The sequence below is a fragment of the Pseudoroseicyclus sp. CXY001 genome (genome assembly GCF_041714655.1).
Classification (GTDB): Bacteria; Pseudomonadota; Alphaproteobacteria; order Rhodobacterales; family Rhodobacteraceae; genus Pseudoroseicyclus_A.
The window spans coordinates 2,079,814-2,096,159 of the sequence record NZ_CP168219.1; the positions used below are offsets into that span (position 1 = coordinate 2,079,814).

At 71.0% G+C, this 16,346-nt stretch carries 15 protein-coding genes and 1 tRNA gene; 5 read left to right on the plus strand and 11 right to left on the minus strand.

All coding sequences use genetic code 11. From position 1 onward, the window contains the following. Positions 1–20: 20 nt before the first annotated feature. Positions 21–431: a DUF6314 family protein gene (locus ACAZ03_RS10165; RefSeq protein WP_373353266.1), complete on the minus strand. Its 411-nt coding sequence runs from the start codon at positions 429–431 to the stop codon at positions 21–23. 85 nt (positions 432–516) lie between these two features. On the opposite strand from ACAZ03_RS10165, the gene purB reads away from it, so the two are divergent. Next, positions 517–1,818 carry an adenylosuccinate lyase gene (gene purB / locus ACAZ03_RS10170; protein ID WP_373353268.1) on the plus strand — a complete coding sequence of 434 codons (1,302 nt, stop codon included), beginning with the start codon at positions 517–519 and terminating at the stop codon, positions 1,816–1,818. 149 nt (positions 1,819–1,967) lie between these two features. Here purB and ACAZ03_RS10175 read toward each other — a convergent pair. Beyond that, positions 1,968–2,043, minus strand: a tRNA-Thr gene (locus ACAZ03_RS10175). A gap of 168 nt (positions 2,044–2,211) precedes the next feature. Next, positions 2,212–3,870: an ABC transporter permease gene (locus ACAZ03_RS10180; RefSeq protein ID WP_373353269.1), complete on the minus strand. Its 1,659-nt coding sequence runs from the start codon at positions 3,868–3,870 to the stop codon at positions 2,212–2,214. Positions 3,871–3,973: 103 nt separating this feature from the next. Here ACAZ03_RS10180 and ACAZ03_RS10185 point away from each other — a divergent pair, with 103 nt between their 5' ends. Beyond that, on the plus strand, positions 3,974–4,846 hold the full coding sequence (locus tag ACAZ03_RS10185; protein ID WP_373353271.1) for a hypothetical protein: 873 nt from the start codon (positions 3,974–3,976) through the stop codon (positions 4,844–4,846). Between the two features lie 39 nt (positions 4,847–4,885). On the opposite strand, the gene ACAZ03_RS10190 is transcribed toward ACAZ03_RS10185, so the two are convergent. Further along, positions 4,886–5,986, minus strand: a complete 1,101-nt coding sequence (locus ACAZ03_RS10190) for a GGDEF domain-containing protein (protein WP_373353273.1) — start codon at positions 5,984–5,986, stop codon at positions 4,886–4,888. Between the two features lie 215 nt (positions 5,987–6,201). Here ACAZ03_RS10190 and ACAZ03_RS10195 point away from each other — a divergent pair, with 215 nt between their 5' ends. Beyond that, complete coding sequence (locus ACAZ03_RS10195; RefSeq protein ID WP_373353275.1) at positions 6,202–8,376, plus strand: RNA degradosome polyphosphate kinase; 2,175 nt, start codon at positions 6,202–6,204, stop codon at positions 8,374–8,376. A gap of 177 nt (positions 8,377–8,553) precedes the next feature. Here ACAZ03_RS10195 and ACAZ03_RS10200 read toward each other — a convergent pair whose 3' ends face one another. Further along, positions 8,554–8,841, minus strand: coding sequence for a DUF2312 domain-containing protein (locus tag ACAZ03_RS10200; protein WP_373353276.1), 288 nt, complete (start codon positions 8,839–8,841; stop codon positions 8,554–8,556). Between the two features lie 173 nt (positions 8,842–9,014). Between ACAZ03_RS10200 and ACAZ03_RS10205 the strand changes: the two genes are divergently transcribed. Then, entirely contained in the window at positions 9,015–9,230 is a 216-nt protein-coding gene (locus ACAZ03_RS10205) for a hypothetical protein (RefSeq protein WP_373353277.1), read from the plus strand. Positions 9,231–9,237: 7 nt separating this feature from the next. On the opposite strand, the gene ACAZ03_RS10210 is transcribed toward ACAZ03_RS10205, so the two are convergent. Further along, positions 9,238–9,585 carry an ArsR/SmtB family transcription factor gene (locus tag ACAZ03_RS10210; protein WP_373353278.1) on the minus strand — a complete coding sequence of 116 codons (348 nt, stop codon included), beginning with the start codon at positions 9,583–9,585 and terminating at the stop codon, positions 9,238–9,240. 95 nt (positions 9,586–9,680) lie between these two features. Here ACAZ03_RS10210 and ACAZ03_RS10215 point away from each other — a divergent pair, with 95 nt between their 5' ends. Continuing rightward, positions 9,681–10,094: a TIGR01244 family sulfur transferase gene (locus tag ACAZ03_RS10215; RefSeq protein WP_373353280.1), complete on the plus strand. Its 414-nt coding sequence runs from the start codon at positions 9,681–9,683 to the stop codon at positions 10,092–10,094. A gap of 75 nt (positions 10,095–10,169) precedes the next feature. On the opposite strand, the gene ACAZ03_RS10220 is transcribed toward ACAZ03_RS10215, so the two are convergent. The 5 genes from ACAZ03_RS10220 to ACAZ03_RS10240 form a co-directional block, all read right to left on the minus strand. Next, entirely contained in the window at positions 10,170–11,348 is a 1,179-nt protein-coding gene (locus ACAZ03_RS10220; protein WP_373353282.1) for a FliM/FliN family flagellar motor switch protein, read from the minus strand. A 183-nt stretch (positions 11,349–11,531) separates the two neighbouring features. Continuing rightward, a complete protein-coding gene (locus ACAZ03_RS10225) occupies positions 11,532–14,207 on the minus strand; it encodes an ATP-binding protein (protein WP_373353283.1) in 2,676 nt (891 codons plus the stop codon). Next, positions 14,207–14,467 carry a hypothetical protein gene (locus tag ACAZ03_RS10230; protein ID WP_373353285.1) on the minus strand — a complete coding sequence of 87 codons (261 nt, stop codon included), beginning with the start codon at positions 14,465–14,467 and terminating at the stop codon, positions 14,207–14,209. Before ACAZ03_RS10230 ends, ACAZ03_RS10225 begins: the two co-directional genes overlap by 1 nt. 6 nt (positions 14,468–14,473) lie before the next feature. Beyond that, positions 14,474–14,842 (minus strand): response regulator transcription factor, encoded by a 369-nt coding sequence (locus tag ACAZ03_RS10235; protein ID WP_373353287.1) that lies wholly within the window; start codon positions 14,840–14,842, stop codon positions 14,474–14,476. 151 nt (positions 14,843–14,993) lie between these two features. Further along, the gene (locus ACAZ03_RS10240; protein WP_373353288.1) at positions 14,994–16,295 is read right to left on the minus strand and encodes a helix-turn-helix domain-containing protein; all 1,302 of its coding nucleotides are present in this window, start codon (positions 16,293–16,295) and stop codon (positions 14,994–14,996) included. Positions 16,296–16,346: the final 51 nt, after the last annotated feature.

The window sequence follows — 16,346 nt, forward strand, 5'->3', positions numbered from 1 at the left end:
GGGCACGACAAGCCGCGGCCTCAGAGCCGGCGGTAGCGCGTGTCCATCCGGTAGTCCTTCCGCGGCCCCGAGACCTCCCAGACCGCCCGCCACTCGGGCCATTGGGCGAAGTTGTAGCGCACGCGATAAAGGTCCTCGCCGCAGGGATGCAGGGCCGCCGGCGCCTCGCCCGTCACCTCGTGAAAGGCCCGCCCGTCCTCAAAGAACATGCGGAGCCGGCCGCCGGAGAGCTCCCAGAGGTAGACCCGCGCCGCCTTGAGCGGCGCCCGCCCGCCGAGGGTCAAAAGCCCCTCCTCCCGGTAGCGCAGCGCTTCGCCCTCGCCCGTCAGCACCGCCTCGCCGGTGAAGCGCCCGGCCTCGCCGGCGCGGCGGTCGTCGATCGCCCGCTCCAGCGCCCAGCGCCCCCGGAATGCCTCCGCCGTCAGCTCCATCGCCCCCGCCTTGCCGATCTCTCCCCCCGATCCTATACGGGCCGCACCTCCCCGATCCAACCGCTCGTCCAGCAAGAGGCCGCCGATGATCCCGCGCTATTCCCGCCCCGAGATGACCACCATCTGGGAGCCGGCGACGCGCTTCCGGATCTGGTACGAGATCGAGGCCCATGCCTGCCAGGCCATGGCCGATCTCGGTACGATCCCGCAGGAGAACGCCGCCGCCGTCTGGAAGGCCGAGGGCGTGACCTTTGACGTCGCCCGCATCGACGAGATCGAGGCGGTCACCAAGCATGACGTCATCGCCTTCCTCACCCATCTGGCCGAGCATATCGGCTCCGACGAGGCGCGCTTCGTCCATCAGGGGATGACCTCCTCCGACGTGCTCGACACCTCGTTCAACGTCCAGCTCACCCGCGCGGCGGACATCCTCCTCGCCGATCTCGACCGGCTGCTCGCGGCGCTGAAGGCCCGCGCCTTCGAGCACAAGGATACGGTGCGCATCGGCCGCAGCCACGGCATCCATGCCGAGCCCACCACCATGGGCCTGACCTTTGCCCGCTTCTATGCCGAGATGGCCCGGAACCGCGCCCGGCTCGAGGCCGCCCGCGCCGAGATCGCCACCGGCGCCATCTCCGGCGCCGTCGGCACCTTCGCCAACATCGACCCGCGGGTGGAGGACTACGTCTGCGAAAAGCTCGGCCTCACGCCCGAGCCGATCTCCACCCAGGTGATCCCCCGCGACCGCCACGCGATGTTCTTCGCGACGCTCGGCGTCATCGCCAGCTCCATCGAGAATGTCGCGACCGAGATCCGCCACATGCAGCGCACCGAGGTGCTGGAGGCCGAGGAGTTCTTCTCCGCCGGGCAGAAGGGCTCCTCCGCCATGCCGCACAAGCGCAACCCGGTGCTGACGGAGAACCTCACCGGCCTCGCCCGTCTGGTGCGCTCGGCCGTGGTGCCCGCGCTGGAGAACGTCGCGCTCTGGCACGAGCGCGACATCTCCCATTCCTCCGTCGAGCGCGGCATCGCGCCGGATGCGACGGTGCATCTCGACTTCGCGCTGAACCGGCTTGCCGGGGTGGTGGAGAAGCTGGTCGTCTATCCGGAGAACATGCTGGCGAACCTGCACAAGTTCAAAGGCCTGGTGATGTCGCAGCGGGTGCTGCTGGCGCTGACGCAGGCGGGCGTCAGCCGCGAGGATTCCTACCGGCTGGTGCAGCGCAACGCCATGAAGGTCTGGGAAGAGGGCAAGGATTTCAAGGAAGAGCTCCTTGGAGACGCCGAGGTAACGGCGGCGCTGTCGCCCGCCGAGATCGAGGAGAAGTTCGACCTCTCCTACCACACCAAGCACGTGGACACGATCTTCAAGCGGGTCTTCGGCTGAGAGGGCGGCGTGGGGACCAGCCCCCACACCCCCGCGGTATTTGGAAAGGGGCAGAAGGCAAGGTGGCCGAGGAGGCCAGGTGGTGCGGCTTCGCGCAGGGACCCTGCGCCTCGCGCTCAAGCAGCCGAAGGCGGTAGCGCAAGGAAGAATGGTGCCCCCAGAGAGACTCGAACTCCCGACCCTCTGATTACAAATCAGATGCTCTACCAGCTGAGCTATAGGGGCGCCTGACGCGATCCCTAGCCAAGCGGGGAAGGTCGCGCAAGGTTCTGCGAATGCGGCCCGGGAGGACGGTGGGTTGGAAACCCACCCTACCCCGCGGGATCAAGCGATTGCAGCGACGCACCGCCGGGCGCAAACCGCGTAGGGTGGGTTTTCAACCCACCTTCCCCGTCAGTCCCGCTGCGCCCGCGCCAGGAGCGCCACCGCCACCAGCCCCACCGCCGTCAGGATCAGCCCCGGGGCGGCGGCGCCGGCGATGTCCTCGAGGCTGGCCTTGGCATGGGCGCGGGTGGCGAGCGTGTCGAAGGAGAAGGGGCGAAGGAGCAGCGTCGCCGGCAGCTCCTTCACGCAATCGACGAAGACGAGGAGCAGCGCCGAGCCCATCGAGGCCCGGATCATCGGCAGGTGGACGGCGCCGAGCACCTGCCCGCGCGACCGCCCCAGCGAGCGCGCCGCCATCGGCAGCGAGGGCGGCACGCGGCCGAGCGCCGCATCCGCCGCGCCCTGGGCGATGGCGAAGAAGCGCACGGAATAGGCGAAGACCAGCGCCGCGGCGCTGCCGGTCAGGATCAGCCCCGGGTCCGTGCCCGTCAGCGCCAGCCAGCGGTCGGCGATCCAGTTGTCCACCCCCGCGAGCGGGAAGAGGATGCCGAGCGCCAGCACCGCACCCGGCGCCGCATAGCCGATGGTCGTCACCGGCAGGAGCAGCACCGGCAGCCGCCGGCCGGAGAGCCGCGCCGCATAGACGATGTAGAGCCCCGCCGCGACGGTGATCAGCGCCGCGAGCCCACCCGTCGCCAGCGAATGCCAGAGCGCGAGGAAGAGCCCCGGCGCCGCCCAGGCCTGCGGCCCGATGGCGTGGCTCAGAAGCACGCCCACCGGCAGCGCGAAGCCCGCCAGCACCGGCAGGAGGCAAAGCGCGAAGGTGCCCCAGGCCCGCCAGCCGGTCAGCCGCTCCGCCTCCGCCGGGCGGATCGCGCGGGCGGCCCCGAAGCTCCGCGACCGGGCGCGGGAGATCTTCTCGAGCGTCACGAGGAGCACGACGAGGCCGAGGACGAGCGTCGCGATCTGTGCGGCGCCGCTGAGGTTTCCCGCCTGCAGCCAGACCGAAAAGATGCCTGTCGTCAGCGTCTGCACCGCGAAGAAATCGACGGTGCCGAAATCGTTGACGACCTCCATCCCCACCACCGCCACCCCGGCGGCGATGGCGGGCCGGGCGAGCGGCAGGCCGACGCGGAGGAGCCGCCCCCAGGCGCCGGCGCCGAGGGCGCGCGCGACCTCCCAGGCGGCGCCCGACTGCTCGCGGAAGGCGGCGCGGGCGAGGATGTAGACGTAAGGATAGAGCGCGGCGGAGAGGACGATGATCGCCGCCCCGCGCGTGCGGATCTCGGGGAACCAGTAGTCCCGCGGGCTCTGCCAGCCGAAGGCGGCACGAAGCCCCGTCTGCACCGGCCCCGCATATTCGAGGAAATCGACAAGCGCATAGGCGCCGAGATAGGCCGGCACCGCCAGCGGCATGAGCAGCGCCCATTGCAGCCAGCGCCGGCCGGGGAAGCTGTAGAGCGTCACCAGCCAGGCGGCGCCCGTGCCCACGGCGGCGGTCAGGAGCCCCACCCCGCCGAGCAGGATCAGCGTATTGCCGAGGTAGCGCGGCAGCGTGGTGGAGACGAGATGCGGCCAGAGGTTGTCCGACGGATGCGCGGCCAGCCAGAAGACCGCCACGACCGGCCCCAGAACCAGCGCCGCGATCAGCGCCGCGCCCGGGGTCCAGAGATCCCAGTTCCGGGCCGGTGCGGCGCCGGGAACGGGCGGTTGTGCGCTGTCGGACATGGCCCGGCGCTAGCCGAAACCGGTTTGCCTGTAAAGCGTTGGGCACCTATGATCGACCGGCCCGGGGCCCATCAGGGCGCCCCGGCGAGGCAGGAATGGCAGCATGAACATCGTCTTTCACATCGGCGCACATTGCACCGACAACGAGCGTCTTCTGCGCTGCCTTCTCCGCGATGCCGCCATGCTGGCAGACCATGGCGTCGCCGTCCCGGGCCAGGGCCGCTACCGCAAGCTCTTCCGCGACACGTTCGAGGGGCTGGGCAGCGCCACGGCAAAGGAAGGCACGCGCGAGCTTCTCCTCGATGCGGTGCTCGACGGGCGGATCGCCGAGCGGGTGATCCTGTCGAACCCCTCCTTCCTCTGCCCGCCCAACCGGGTCTTCGAGGAAGGCGCGCTCTATGCCATGGCCAGCGAGCGGCTGGGCGCGCTCGGGCGGATCTTCGCGGAGGACCAGCTCGAGATCTTCCTCGCGCTCCGCAACCCGGCGAGCTTCATCCCCGATGTCTTCGCGCAATCGACCGGCATGGCCTTTCTCGATTTCATCGGCGGCAGCGACCCAAGGCAGATCCGCTGGTCGGATCTCGTCCGCCGCATCCAGGAGGCGCTGCCGGGCGCGCGGCTCGTCGTCTGGGCGAACGAGGACACGCCACTCCTCTGGGGCGAGATCCTCGCCCGCCTCGCCGGGGTCGAGGGCGCTGCCTTCGCCGGCGAGTTCGACCTTCTGGAGACGATCATGTCCGCCGAGGGGCTGACGCGGCTCAAGGCCTATCTGGAGCAGCGCAAGATCACCGGGCTCAGCCAGCGGCGGCGCGTCATCGCCGCCTTCCTCGACAAATATGCGCTGGAAGAGGCCGTGGTGGAGGAGGTCGACCTGCCCGGGCTCGACGATGCGCTCGTGGCCGAGCTCACTGCCAGCTACGAGGCGGATTGCGCCCGCATCGGCAGCATGACCGGCGTGGAGTGGCTGGCGCCCTAAAGGGCTCCCCTGCCCGGCCCGGCGATGGCTGCTGCGCCGTCAGGCGGCCTCGCTCATCACCGTGCAGTTCCGGCCGGCGGCCTTGGCGGCATAGAGCCGCTTGTCGATCATCGGCAGGGCGGCCGCGAGATCGGGCACCGTCCGGGTGAAATGGCCGCCGCCGATGCTGGCCGTCACCGCGACCCGTTCGCCGCCGTCGACGATCGCCAGCTCCTCGATCGAGCGGCGGAGCCGCTCGGCGATGCGCCGCGAGTCGCGCTCGGTGACGTTGCGCAGGATCACGGCGAATTCCTCGCCGCCGAGCCGCGCCACGCAGTCGCCTGGGCGGACTTCCGACAGCAGCACCGCCGCCACCTGCACCAGCACCTCGTCGCCCACGGCATGGCCGCGCGTGTCGTTGATCGTCTTGAAGCGGTCGAGATCGATCAAGAGCATGGCGATCCCGGCCGGCATGGCCTTGCCGGCGCCCTGTGCGCCTGCCGCCTCCGACATCACCTCCAGCCGGCGTTCGAAGCCGCGCCGGTTGAGACAGCCCGTCAGCGGGTCGTGATTGGCGGTGTCAGCCAGCGTCCGCTCGCGCCGGGCGATCTGCCGCTCGCGCTGGATGAAGAGCCCGAAGGTCAGCGTGCCGACGATATGGGCGCCGAGGAGCGTGGCGGTGACCGCAAGGCTCCTCTGGAGCGGCGCCCCGGGAATGAGCAGGATCGTCAGGACCGGCAGCGTCATCATCACGCCGAAGAGGATGGAATTGCGCGGCTTCTCGGCCCAGTCGCGATGCGACGGGCGCGCCCAGGCGAGGCCGAGAAGCGCCGAGAGGATCAGCGCGATGACCCCATAGGGCGCCCCGAGCCCGCCGATGAGGAAGCGCACGCAGCTGATGATGACCAGCGCCACGGCGGCACCGATGGGGCCGGTGAAGGCGGCGGCGAAGCCGATGACGAGGTTGCGCAGGTCGACGAAGATGCCCTCGGCGACCGGGATCGGCTCCAGCATCATCACAACGGCGGCGGCGCCGAAGACGCCCCCGATGATGACATGGCGCACCGGCCGGGACAGGGCTTTCCGCTGGACCGTGCCGTAAAGCATGGTCGCCAGAGCCATCAGGCCCACGGAGTGAATGATCGTCAGAAACGCAGTCATGGTTAACCTCCACCTCCCTTCCGGTCTCACAGCGTCTTGGCGAGATTAAGGCAGCGCGGCGTGGGGCCATCCCTTCAGCCGGGGCGGGGTGGCCCCGCTGCAAGGGGCAGCGGAGCGGCGCGAATCTGCCGTCAGGCGCCTCTGCCGACCGGGCGCCGCCCCGGGGAAGGCCGGCGCCGCTGGACAAGCCCCCGCGAAGCGCGGAGATATGGGCCATGCAGGCGAACTTTCTCGAAGCGCCCTTCCCGGCTCCCCAGCCGGCGGAGGTGGACATCACCGGCCCCGGCCGCTTCTTCAACCGCGAGCTGAGCTGGCTCGGGTTCAACTGGCGCGTCCTCTCCGAGGCGGAGAACGACCGCGTGCCGCTCCTTGAGCGGCTGCGCTTCCTCTCGATCTCCGCCACCAATCTCGACGAGTTCTACACCGTGCGCGTCGCGGGTCTGCGCGAGCTAGCCCAGGCCGGCGCCGCCACCCCCGCCGCCGACGGGCTCACGGCCGCCGAGCAGCTCCGGCTGATCGACAGCGAGGCCCGCGCCCTCATGGATCGCCAGCAGGAGGTCTTCCTGACGCTCACCGCCGAGATGGAACAGGAGGGAATCCACATCCTCTCGCGGCAGCAGGTGACCGAGGGCGACATGCCCTTCCTCGCCCGGCACTTCATGGCCCAGGTCTTTCCCGTCGTCTCGCCGCTGGCGGTCGACCCCGCCCACCCCTTCCCCTTCATCCCCAACGAGGGCCTCGCCCTCGCCGTCGAGCTCGAACGCCGGCAGGACAAGCGGCCGCTCCGCGTGCTCCTGCCCGTGCCCGGCCAGATCGACCGCTTCGTGCGACTGGAGGAGGCGGAGGGCGAGACGCGGCTGCGCTACCTGCCGCTTGAGGAGCTCCTCCTCCTCCATATCGAGGTGATGTTCCCCGGCTACCGGATGCTCGGCCATTGCGCCTTCCGGGTGCTGCGCGATTCCGACCTCGAGGTCGAGGAGGAAGCGGAGGATCTCGTGCGCGAGTTCGAGGTGGCCTTGAAGCGCCGCCGCCGCGGCGAGGTGGTCCGCATGAAGATCTCCGCCCGGGCGCCGCGGGCGCTGAAGGCGATGATCATGGAGGAGCTGCCGATCGAGGATTCGGAGGTGATCGAGGTCGAGGGCGTCATCGGCATCGCCGACCTCAAGGAGCTGGTGACCGAGGCGCGGCCCGACCTCCTCTGGCCGCCCTTCGCGCCCCGCGTGCCGGAACGTGTGACGGATCACGACGGCGACATGTTCGCCGCCATCCGCCAGAAGGACATGCTGCTCCACCACCCCTACGAGACCTTCGACATGGTGGTGCGCTTCCTCAAGCAGGCGGCCCGCGACCCCGATGTCGTCGCGATCAAGCAGACGCTCTACCGCACCTCGCGCAACTCGCCGATCGTCGAGGCGCTCTGCGAGGCGGCGGAGGACGGCAAGTCGGTGACCGCGCTGGTCGAGCTCAAGGCCCGCTTCGACGAGGCCGCCAACATCCGCCAGTCGCGCCGGCTGGAGCGGGCGGGGGCGCATGTCGTCTACGGCTTCACGCAGCTGAAGACCCACGCCAAGATCAGCCTCGTCGTGCGCCGCGAGGGCGAGCGGCTGGTGACCTATACCCATTGGGGCACGGGAAATTACCACCCGATCACGGCGCGCATCTATACCGACCTCAGCCTCTTCACCTGCAACGAGGGGCTGGGGCGCGATGCGGCCAAGGTCTTCAACTATGTGGGCGGCTATGCCGAGCCGCAGGGGATGGAGAACATCACGATTTCGCCCCTCTGCATGAAGGAGCGGCTGATCGCGCTGATCGACGCCGAGGCGGATCACGCCCGCGCCGGCCGGCCGGCGGAGATCTGGGCGAAGATGAACGCGCTGATCGAGCCCGAGGTGATCGACGCGCTCTATCGCGCCAGCCAGGCGGGGGTGGAGATCAGCCTCGTGATCCGCGGCATCTGCGGGCTCCGCCCCGGGGTGGCGGGCCTGTCAGAGACGATCCGCGTCAAGAGCATCATCGGGCGCTTCCTCGAGCATTCGCGCATCGTCTGTTTCGGCGGCGGGCGGGGCCTGCCCTCGGCCGGGGCGCGGGTGTTCTTCTCCTCCGCCGACTGGATGGGGCGGAACCTCACGCGGCGGGTCGAGACGCTGATCGAGGTGACGAACCCCACGGTCCGCGCGCAGATCATGGACCAGATCATGGCCGCGAACCTCGCCGATGTGGCGCAGAGCTGGGTGATGCGGCCCGATGGCAGCTTCGAGCGCGCCGAGCAGCCCGAGGACGGGCGCGCCTTTTCCTGCCACCGCTTCTTCATGCAGAACCCCTCGCTCTCGGGTCGAGGCTCGGCGGGGGCGGACGATGTGACGAAGTTGACGCATAGCCACGAGTGACGGGAGAGCCCTGGGAGGGCGAGAATTCTTCTGCGAAGAATTTTCGGCACCGCACCGGCCATGGCGCCTCCTGGCAGGCCGGGTGCCGGGGGGCTGTCTGTCCCCCGTCGGCCTGAAGGCCGACTCCCCCCGAGGATGCCCGGGAGCAAAGACATGGGGGGGCCGGCGCCCGGCCCGTCACATGCCGAGCGCGGCCTTGTAAAGTTCGAGCACCGCCTCTTCCTCGGCGAGGTCGTCGCTGTCGCGCTTGCGCAGCGCGATGATCTTGCGGAGCACCTTGGTGTCGTAGCCGCGCCCCTTGGCCTCGGCCATCACCTCTTTCTGGGCGTCCGCGATATCCTTCTTCTCGGATTCGAGGCGCTCGAAGCGCTCGACGAAGGCGCGCAGCTCGGCGCCGGCGACGCCGCCCTGATTGGCGGCCGGACCGTTGCCCGGGCTCGGGGTGGCAAGGACGTCGTCTTCCATGGGCGGGCACTCCTGATGGGATCGGGGCCTCTGACTAGCCGCGCCGGGGCAGGCTCGCAAGCCTTCGCCGCCGAAGCGACCGCCAGTCTCGCTGCGGGGGCTTGCGGGGGGGACTTGCGGGGTGGCGGCGCGCTGCGCTAGGGGCCGGGAACCTGGAGGGAAAGGGAGACCCGATGGCCCTACTCGTCTGGATCGGTGCGGCGCTGGCAGCGATCGGCCTTGCCGGCATCCTCTACAGCCTCGTGCGCGCGCTCGGCGCGCGGCGGGCAAGACTCGATGACGCGGCGCTGCGCGCCCGGCTGAAGCCGCTGGTGCCGATCAACCTCGCGGCCTTCTTCCTGTCGTTCCTCGGGCTCTGCCTCGCCGTCGTCGGCGTGCTCCTCGGCTGAGCCGGGCTCAGCCCCGGCCGGGCGCGTCCGGGGCGCAGAACGTATCGTAGAGCACGGTGAGGATGGGCTCGAGCCGGGGATCGTCGAGCCGGTAGCGGATCACCCGCCCGTCCCGCGTCGTCGCCACCAGCCCCTCCGCCCGCATCCGCGCGAGCTGGCCGGAGACATAGGACTGGCTGGCGCCGAGCGCCGCCTCGAGCTCGCTGACGCTGCGCTCGCCGCCGAGAAGCTCGCAGAGCAACAGAAGCCGCGCCGGGTTGGAGAGGACCTTCAGCACCTCCACCGCGGCCGCGGCGGCCTCGGCCATGGCATCGGCGTCGATCGCCGGAGGGGGGTCGCTCGCGGGGGGCACCATGGGATCGTGGTAGCGGCGCCGCCCTCGCATCGCAAGATTGCGATCGGCGCGTGAGCATCTGGACGGACGGCCCTCAGCGGGCTACCGCTTGGCCCATGGACATTCGCCCGATCACCGACCGCCATGCCGTTGCCCCGCAGCTCGCCCCCGAGGATTTCGAGGCGATTGCCGCAGACGGGTACACGACCATCATCTGCAACCGCCCCGACGAGGAGAACCCGCCGGAGCTGCAGTCCTCCGCCATGCGGGCGGCGGCGGAGGCGGCGGGGATGAGCTATCACTACCTGCCGGTGACGCGCCCGACGATCACGCCCGAAGTGGCCGCCGAGCAGGCGGCGCTGATCGAGGGGGCGGAGGGCAAGGCGCTGGCCTATTGCGCCTCGGGCACGCGCTCGTCGATGCTCTGGTCGATGGGCCAGGCGGGCCGGATGCCGGTGGACGAGATCCTCGAGAAGACCGGCCGCGCCGGCTACGACCTCTCGCCCCTTCGGCCGCTGCTGGGCGGCTGACGCCCGCGGCGCCGCGGCCCGGGTCCGGGCGGGCGCGTCTCCGGCCGAGCCGCTACCGGCTCGGCTCCTTTCATTTCAGCTCTCTTCGGACTCCCCCGGCTCCGGGCCGATGCCCGGCAGGTCGGGCAGGCCCATCGGGGCCGCGGCGAAGCCCGGCGCCTCGCCGTCGCCCCCCATCGCCATGCCGAGCGGCGCGGCCATGGGGGCGAAGGCGGGCGCTGCCTCTCCCTCCTCCTCCCCCGCGCCGGGGCGCATGGCCATCGGCATGGGCTGAGGCATGGGTGCGAGCCCGGCGGCCGGCATCGGCATCCCGAAGCCGGTGCCTGTATCCGGTGCGGTGTCAGGAGGGATGCCGGGAGCGGTGCCCGGCGGCCCAGCGGGCGGAAGGGCGCCGAAACCGCCAGGCATCCCTCCACCCGCCATTCCCCCGCCCAGGGGCATCCCGCCGACGCCGCTCCGCCCGCCGATCGGCACGTCCTGCAGGGAGGGCGGCCCCGGATCCTCGATGCGCACGGCCCGCAGGCCCGAGGCCTGGCCGAGACGGGCGCGGGCCTGGAGCTTGCCATCCGGCCCCTCGAGCCGGAGAGAGCCGACGGTGACGCCGGGCAAGGGCAGCACCTGGCCGACCTTGAAGCTCTCGATGGCAGCGTAAGGCAGGCGGAAGCGGTGGAGCACCGCCGTCAGCACCGCGGGGGCGGAGAGAACGGCGCTGCGCAGCGCGCCCGACCAATCGGTCTCTGGCCCGGCATCCTCGGCCTGGCCGGCGCCGGTGGCGGGGAGCATCAGGAAGAGCGCGCCCTGCCGCTCGGCGAGGCCGAGATCGAGCGTCAGCCGCGCCATGCGGTAGCTGCCCTCCGGCAAGACCAGCCGCGCCGCCTTGACGCCGCTGAGCCGGCGGAGCGCCCGGGCGCCGTTCGCCCAGCCGTCGAGCGTCGTGCCCTCCGCTGTCTGGCAGACATCGGCGATGAGCGCGTCGATCAGGGGCAGCGAGAGGGCGGCATCGGTGCCGGTGATGGGGCGCGATTCGGCGGGGCGGCTCCGGAGCTCCCCCAGGGTCTGCATCTCGACCACGGCCCCCCGGGCCTCGGCATCGAGCCCGGCGAGGCCGTTGATCATGCCGTCCGGCCCGCAAAGGCCGATCAGCAGCCAATCCTCCCCCAGCCCCTCGAGCGCCGGCTCGAGCTCCAGCCGCTCCTCGCCGACGCCGAGGACGACCAAGGACAGGCCGATGGCCGATTCGGCGGCGCGGGTCATCGACAGGCGCAAAACACGGGCGGCCGAAGGCGGAAACTCCCCCTTCGGCACCTGCCGACGCTTGACCAGCCGGCTGAGCAATGGCGTCTCGTCCGTTTGCGACATCCTGCCCGCAGTCCTTGGGGAGCCGTGTGCCCCCAACGGGTAAATGCCTACCGAGGGGGGTTTAAGGCGAGGTTGATGTCAGGCCGCGACGCGTGCCCGCGCCGGCAGGGTGACGCGGAAGGCGGCGCCCCCCTGCCCCGGCAGATAGGCGATCTGGCCGCCGAGCCGCTCCATCACCTCCCGGCAGATGGCGAGCCCGAGCCCGGCGCCGCCGGCGCGGGCATGGTCGGTCAGACGAGAAAACTTCTCGAAGATCAGGCTCGTATGCTCCGCCGGGATGCCCGAGCCGTTGTCCGTAAAGTCGATCACCACCGCCTCGCCCGCGCGGCGGATGTCGATGCGCAACTCCGGCCGGGCGGCGTCGCAATATTTCGCGGCATTGGAGATGAGGTTGATGAAGACCTGCGCCAGCCGGTCGTGATCGGTGGTGACCCGCAGCTCCTCCTCGCCCGGGCGGCGGAGGATGCGCAGCCCCTCCGCCCGCTGCCCGGCGGCGCCGATGGCGCGCTCGATGGTCTGGCGGAGCGGCTGGGCGGCGATGTTGAGCACCACCTGCCCGTTCTCGAGCACCGAGAGGTCGAGGAGGTCGTCGAGCAGGCGCGTCAGGCGCATCGCCTCCTCCGAGATGATCGCCGCATAGCGCCGCTGCATCTCCGCCCCGATGCCGCCCTCGCGCAGGATCTCGGAGAAGGAGCGGATCGAGGTCATGGGCGTGCGGAGCTCGTGGGAAATCTGGCCGAGGAAGGCATCCTTCTGGGCCGAGAGCGAGGTGAGCTTGGCATTGGCATCGCGGAGCGCGCGGGCGGTGCGCTCCAGCTCCTCCGACTTCGCCTCGAGGCGGGCGGAATATTCCATGATCTGCGCGGCCTCGTCGGCGACGGCCATCAGGTCTTCGACCGACACCATGACGCCCTCAGTCATCTGGCCGATCATCGCATGGGCGGTCGCGGCGCCGACGGAGCCGGAGAGCTCGCGCTCGAGGCTCTGGATGAATTCCGGCGTCACATCCGGCAGATAGCCGGCTTTCCCCTGCCCCGCCGCGGCGGCCTGGAAGATCGCCTGCGCCTCCACCGGGCCGATGATGCGCTGCGCCATGATGAGCAGGTCCTCCGCCTGCGCGGCGCTTTGCCGCCAGGTGGTGGCGCCGGCGGCATGTTCGAAGACATTGACGAACTGCGCCCCCTGCAGCCGCTCGACCGGCGTCGGGAAGGTCATGAGCGAGCCGAAAAGGAAGAGCCCGGTGTTGAAGAGCATCGACCAGAGGATGCAGTGAAGGAGCGGGTCCATCCCCTCGATGCCGAAGAGCGCATGGGGGCGGAGCCAGGCGAGGCCGAAGGGGCCGCTCTCCATCCAGGCGAGCGGGATGACCGCGCCCTCCCCGAGCCCGGGGAGGAAGAGCGTCCAGAGCCAGAGGAGGAATCCGGCGCTGAGCCCGGCGCCGGCGCCGACCTTGGTAGCCCCCCGCCAGAACATGCCGCCGATCATCACCGGCAGCACCTGCGCGACGCCGGCGAAGGAGATGAGCCCGATGGCCGCCAGCGCCTCCCCCCCGCCGGAGAGGCGGTAATAGACGAAGCCGAGCCCGAGAAGCGCCGCGATGGAGAGCCGCCGCGCCGAAAGCACCACGGCCCGCACGTCGCCCGAGACGGTGGCGCCGGGGCGGCGGAGGCTCAGCCAGAGCGGCAGGGCAATGTGGTTCGAGATCATGGTGGAGAGTGCGATGGTGGCGACGATGACCATCGAGGTGGCGGAGGAAAAGCCGCCGAGAAAGCTCAGCGTCGCCAGCCCGTATTGCTGCTCGGCGAGCGGCACGGTGAGCACGAACATGTCGGGGTTGGAGCCCGCTGGCAGCATCGCGAGCCCGGTGACGGCGATGGGCACGGTGAAGAGCGACATGGCGGCGAGATAGGCGGGGAAGGCCCAGCTCGCCGTCGCGAGGTGGCGCTCGTCGGCATTCTCGACCACCAGCACCTGAAACATGCGCGGTAGCGTCAGGAAGGCGGCGGCGGAGAGGAAGGTGAGCCCGATCCAGCGGCCGTGATCCTGCTCCCATGCGGCGATGGGCGAGGCGTCGATGGCGGCGAGCATGGGGCGCAGGCCCCCGCCGACGCCCCAGATGACGAAGATGCCGACGGCAAGGAGCGCGCCGAGCTTCACCACGGCCTCGACGGCGATGGCCATGACGATGCCGTGGTGCCGCTCGTTTGCATCGAGGTTACGCGTGCCGAAAAGGACGGTGAAGAGCGCGAGCCCGGCGGCGCTCCAGAGCGCGATGCCGCCGAGATCCACCGCGTCGCCGCCGGCATTCTCGGCGAAGACGGCGAAGGAGAGCGTGATGCTCTGCAATTGCAGCGCGATATAGGGCGTGACGCCGACGACAGCGAGCAGCGTCACCAGCACGGCGAGCGGCGCCGACTTGCCGAAGCGCGACGAGATGAGATCGGCGATGGAGGTGATCCGCTGGCTCCGCCCGATGCGGACGAGCTTGCGCAGGATCAGCCACCAGCCGGTGATGACCAGCGTCGGGCCGAGATAGATCGTCAGATATTCGAGCCCCGACCGCGCGGCGTAGCCGACGGCGCCGTAGAAGGTCCAGGCCGTGCAATAGATCGAAAGCGACAGCGTATAGACCAGCGGCGAGCGCAGCCAGGAGCCGCCGGCGCGGGCCGCCCGGCGCTCGGCGGCGAAGGCGACGATGAAGAGGAAGGCCACATAGCCGACGGCGGCGGCGATGAGGGCATTGAACGGCGGCATCAGCGCGGGGCCTCGCCGGGGCCCTCGTCCTCCGCGGCACCCAGCCGGTGCGACAGGACGCGGGCAAGCACGATCAGGAGCGTCCAGATCGTGAAGATGTAGATGAGCCCGGCGGCCGTCCCGGCCTCGCCCTCGCGCCACAGGAGCGGCAGCATGAAGAGAACGGCGCCGAGCACCGGCAGGATCCGCGCGGCATCGGCGAGCCGGCGGCGGCGATAGGTGTTGCGCGCGAGAAAGACCGGGGCGGACGGGCGCGCCATCGGCCCCTAGCCCCCCGCGAGCGTGCGGACGTGGGCCAGGATCTCGGCGTTGGAGAAGGGCTTGATCATGAAGTGATCGGCCCCGAGCCGCAGCGCCATGTCGCGGTCCTTCGACTGGCCGCGCGCGGTAAGCATCATCACCGGCAGGCGCTCGGTGAGCGCGTCGGCCCGCAGGTCGCGCAGGATGTCGTAGCCGGACCGGCCGGGGAGCATGACATCGAGAATGATGAGATCCGGCGGATGGGCACGGACCCGTTCTGCGGCGGTCTCGCCGTCGGAATGGGTGTGCACCGTCCAGCCATCGCGGGTCAGAATGAAACTGATCGCCTCGATGATGTTCGGCTCGTCCTCGATGAGCAGGACGCGCTTGGCCATAGATATCCCCCTGGCCCGCGCCTCTTTGCGGGAGCGGGACCTCGCGGACTATCGCGGCCTTTGACGTTCAAGTCAAAGTGTCGCAACCCCTCGGGGGGAGAAATTTTCCTCGGAAAGTATCTCGGGCCACACCGGCGCCGCGGTGCGCCGCTCAGAGCCCCGGCGCCATCCCGGGCACAAGCGCCGGCTCGCGGCGGGCGCTGCACTGCGTGCGGGGGCAGATGCGGCAGGCCGTCCCGGCCGGGATCGCCGCGCCCTCCGCCGGAGCGGGCCGCAGGAGCATGACGGAGGTCAGCGGCGCCGGGCCGCCGAACCCCGCCGGGCGCTCCGGCGCCGCCGCCGCATGGGCGAGGAAGGTCCCGCCCCGCTCCCCCGGCATGGCGACGCGCGCCGCGATCGGGCGGCCGGGCTGGCCCAGCGCCTGAAAGAGCGGCCAGAGCGGGCAACCGCCCGAGCGGGGCAGCGCCAGGCCGGGCAGCGGGCGGAGCCGCGTGAGCGCCCCCGCCGCATCGCAGATTGCGAGACCGAAGGCGGGGTGCCCGCCGGAGGGCGGCAGCGTCGCGAGGCGGCGCAGCACCACCTCGGCCGGGGCGCCGGTGGCGGCGACGAGGGCGCCGGGGTCGTGATCCTCCGCCTTGGCGAGGGGTGCGAAGCCTTGCAGAGGCAGGGCCCTCGCATCCGCGCGGTAGCGGCGGGCCCAGGCGAGGGCCAGGGGCGCCGCAGCGGCCGAGAGGCCGGGAAGCGCGGTCAGGATCGCCTCGGGCTCCGCGCCCGCCGCCTCCAGCGCCGGCAGATGCTGGCCGGCCCGCTCGAGCGCCGCCTCGAGCTCGTCGAAGGGCGTCTGCAGCGCCGCCTCGCCGGGGCCTTCGAGATAGGCGGCGAGCGAGCGGCTCTCGGCCGCGAGGCGCTGGGAATCCTCGAAGATGTTGCGATGAAAGCGCGCCTGCCAGTCGCCGTCGAGCGCTTCGCCGGAGGCGAGGATCGAGGCGGTGGAGCGGATCGCCGTCACGGCCGAGATTACCTCGTGCATCGAGGCGGCGAGCGCCGGATCATGCGTCAGCCTGTCCGTGAGCGCGGCCATCTGCTCTTCCAGCGCGCCGATCCGGCCCGCCTGCGCCGCCAGAAGCCGCGCCCAGCCGGGGAAGCGCCCGGCGAGATCCTCGGCCCGCTCGAGCTCCGCCCCCGCCTCCGGCCGGGCCCCCGCCGCCGCGCGCAGCGCCGCCGCCAGCCCGGCGCCGCCGCCTTCTACCAGGAGCGCCGGATCGCTGCCGAGCTCGCGGGCGATGGCGTTGAGCAGCGCGCCGCCGATTCTGCGCCGGTTGTGCTCGATCAGATTGAGGTAGGAGGCCGAAATCCCGACCACGGCCGCCAGCTCGACCTGCGAGAGCCCGCGGTCCAGCCGCCGCTGGCGGATGCGCGAGCCGGTGAGCGCCGGCTGAACGGGCTGGGCCATGCCGATTTCCTTTCGCCTTTTCAGGCGCTTTCTGCGGGCGCGGGAAAACTT

Excerpts from the sequence above, each read along its gene's own strand:
- ACAZ03_RS10165 (WP_373353266.1), bottom strand. The coding sequence starts at position 431 with ATGGAGCTGACGGCGGAGGCATTCCGGGGGCGCTGGGCGCTGGAGCGG.
- purB (WP_373353268.1), top strand. The coding sequence starts at position 517 with ATGATCCCGCGCTATTCCCGCCCCGAGATGACCACCATCTGGGAGCCG.
- ACAZ03_RS10180 (WP_373353269.1), bottom strand. The coding sequence starts at position 3,870 with ATGTCCGACAGCGCACAACCGCCCGTTCCCGGCGCCGCACCGGCCCGG.
- ACAZ03_RS10185 (WP_373353271.1), top strand. The coding sequence starts at position 3,974 with ATGAACATCGTCTTTCACATCGGCGCACATTGCACCGACAACGAGCGT.
- ACAZ03_RS10190 (WP_373353273.1), bottom strand. The coding sequence starts at position 5,986 with ATGACTGCGTTTCTGACGATCATTCACTCCGTGGGCCTGATGGCTCTG.
- ACAZ03_RS10195 (WP_373353275.1), top strand. The coding sequence starts at position 6,202 with ATGCAGGCGAACTTTCTCGAAGCGCCCTTCCCGGCTCCCCAGCCGGCG.
- ACAZ03_RS10200 (WP_373353276.1), bottom strand. The coding sequence starts at position 8,841 with ATGGAAGACGACGTCCTTGCCACCCCGAGCCCGGGCAACGGTCCGGCC.
- ACAZ03_RS10205 (WP_373353277.1), top strand. The coding sequence starts at position 9,015 with ATGGCCCTACTCGTCTGGATCGGTGCGGCGCTGGCAGCGATCGGCCTT.
- ACAZ03_RS10210 (WP_373353278.1), bottom strand. The coding sequence starts at position 9,585 with ATGGTGCCCCCCGCGAGCGACCCCCCTCCGGCGATCGACGCCGATGCC.
- ACAZ03_RS10215 (WP_373353280.1), top strand. The coding sequence starts at position 9,681 with ATGGACATTCGCCCGATCACCGACCGCCATGCCGTTGCCCCGCAGCTC.
- ACAZ03_RS10220 (WP_373353282.1), bottom strand. The coding sequence starts at position 11,348 with ATGACCCGCGCCGCCGAATCGGCCATCGGCCTGTCCTTGGTCGTCCTC.
- ACAZ03_RS10225 (WP_373353283.1), bottom strand. The coding sequence starts at position 14,207 with ATGCCGCCGTTCAATGCCCTCATCGCCGCCGCCGTCGGCTATGTGGCC.
- ACAZ03_RS10230 (WP_373353285.1), bottom strand. The coding sequence starts at position 14,467 with ATGGCGCGCCCGTCCGCCCCGGTCTTTCTCGCGCGCAACACCTATCGC.
- ACAZ03_RS10235 (WP_373353287.1), bottom strand. The coding sequence starts at position 14,842 with ATGGCCAAGCGCGTCCTGCTCATCGAGGACGAGCCGAACATCATCGAG.
- ACAZ03_RS10240 (WP_373353288.1), bottom strand. The coding sequence starts at position 16,295 with ATGGCCCAGCCCGTTCAGCCGGCGCTCACCGGCTCGCGCATCCGCCAG.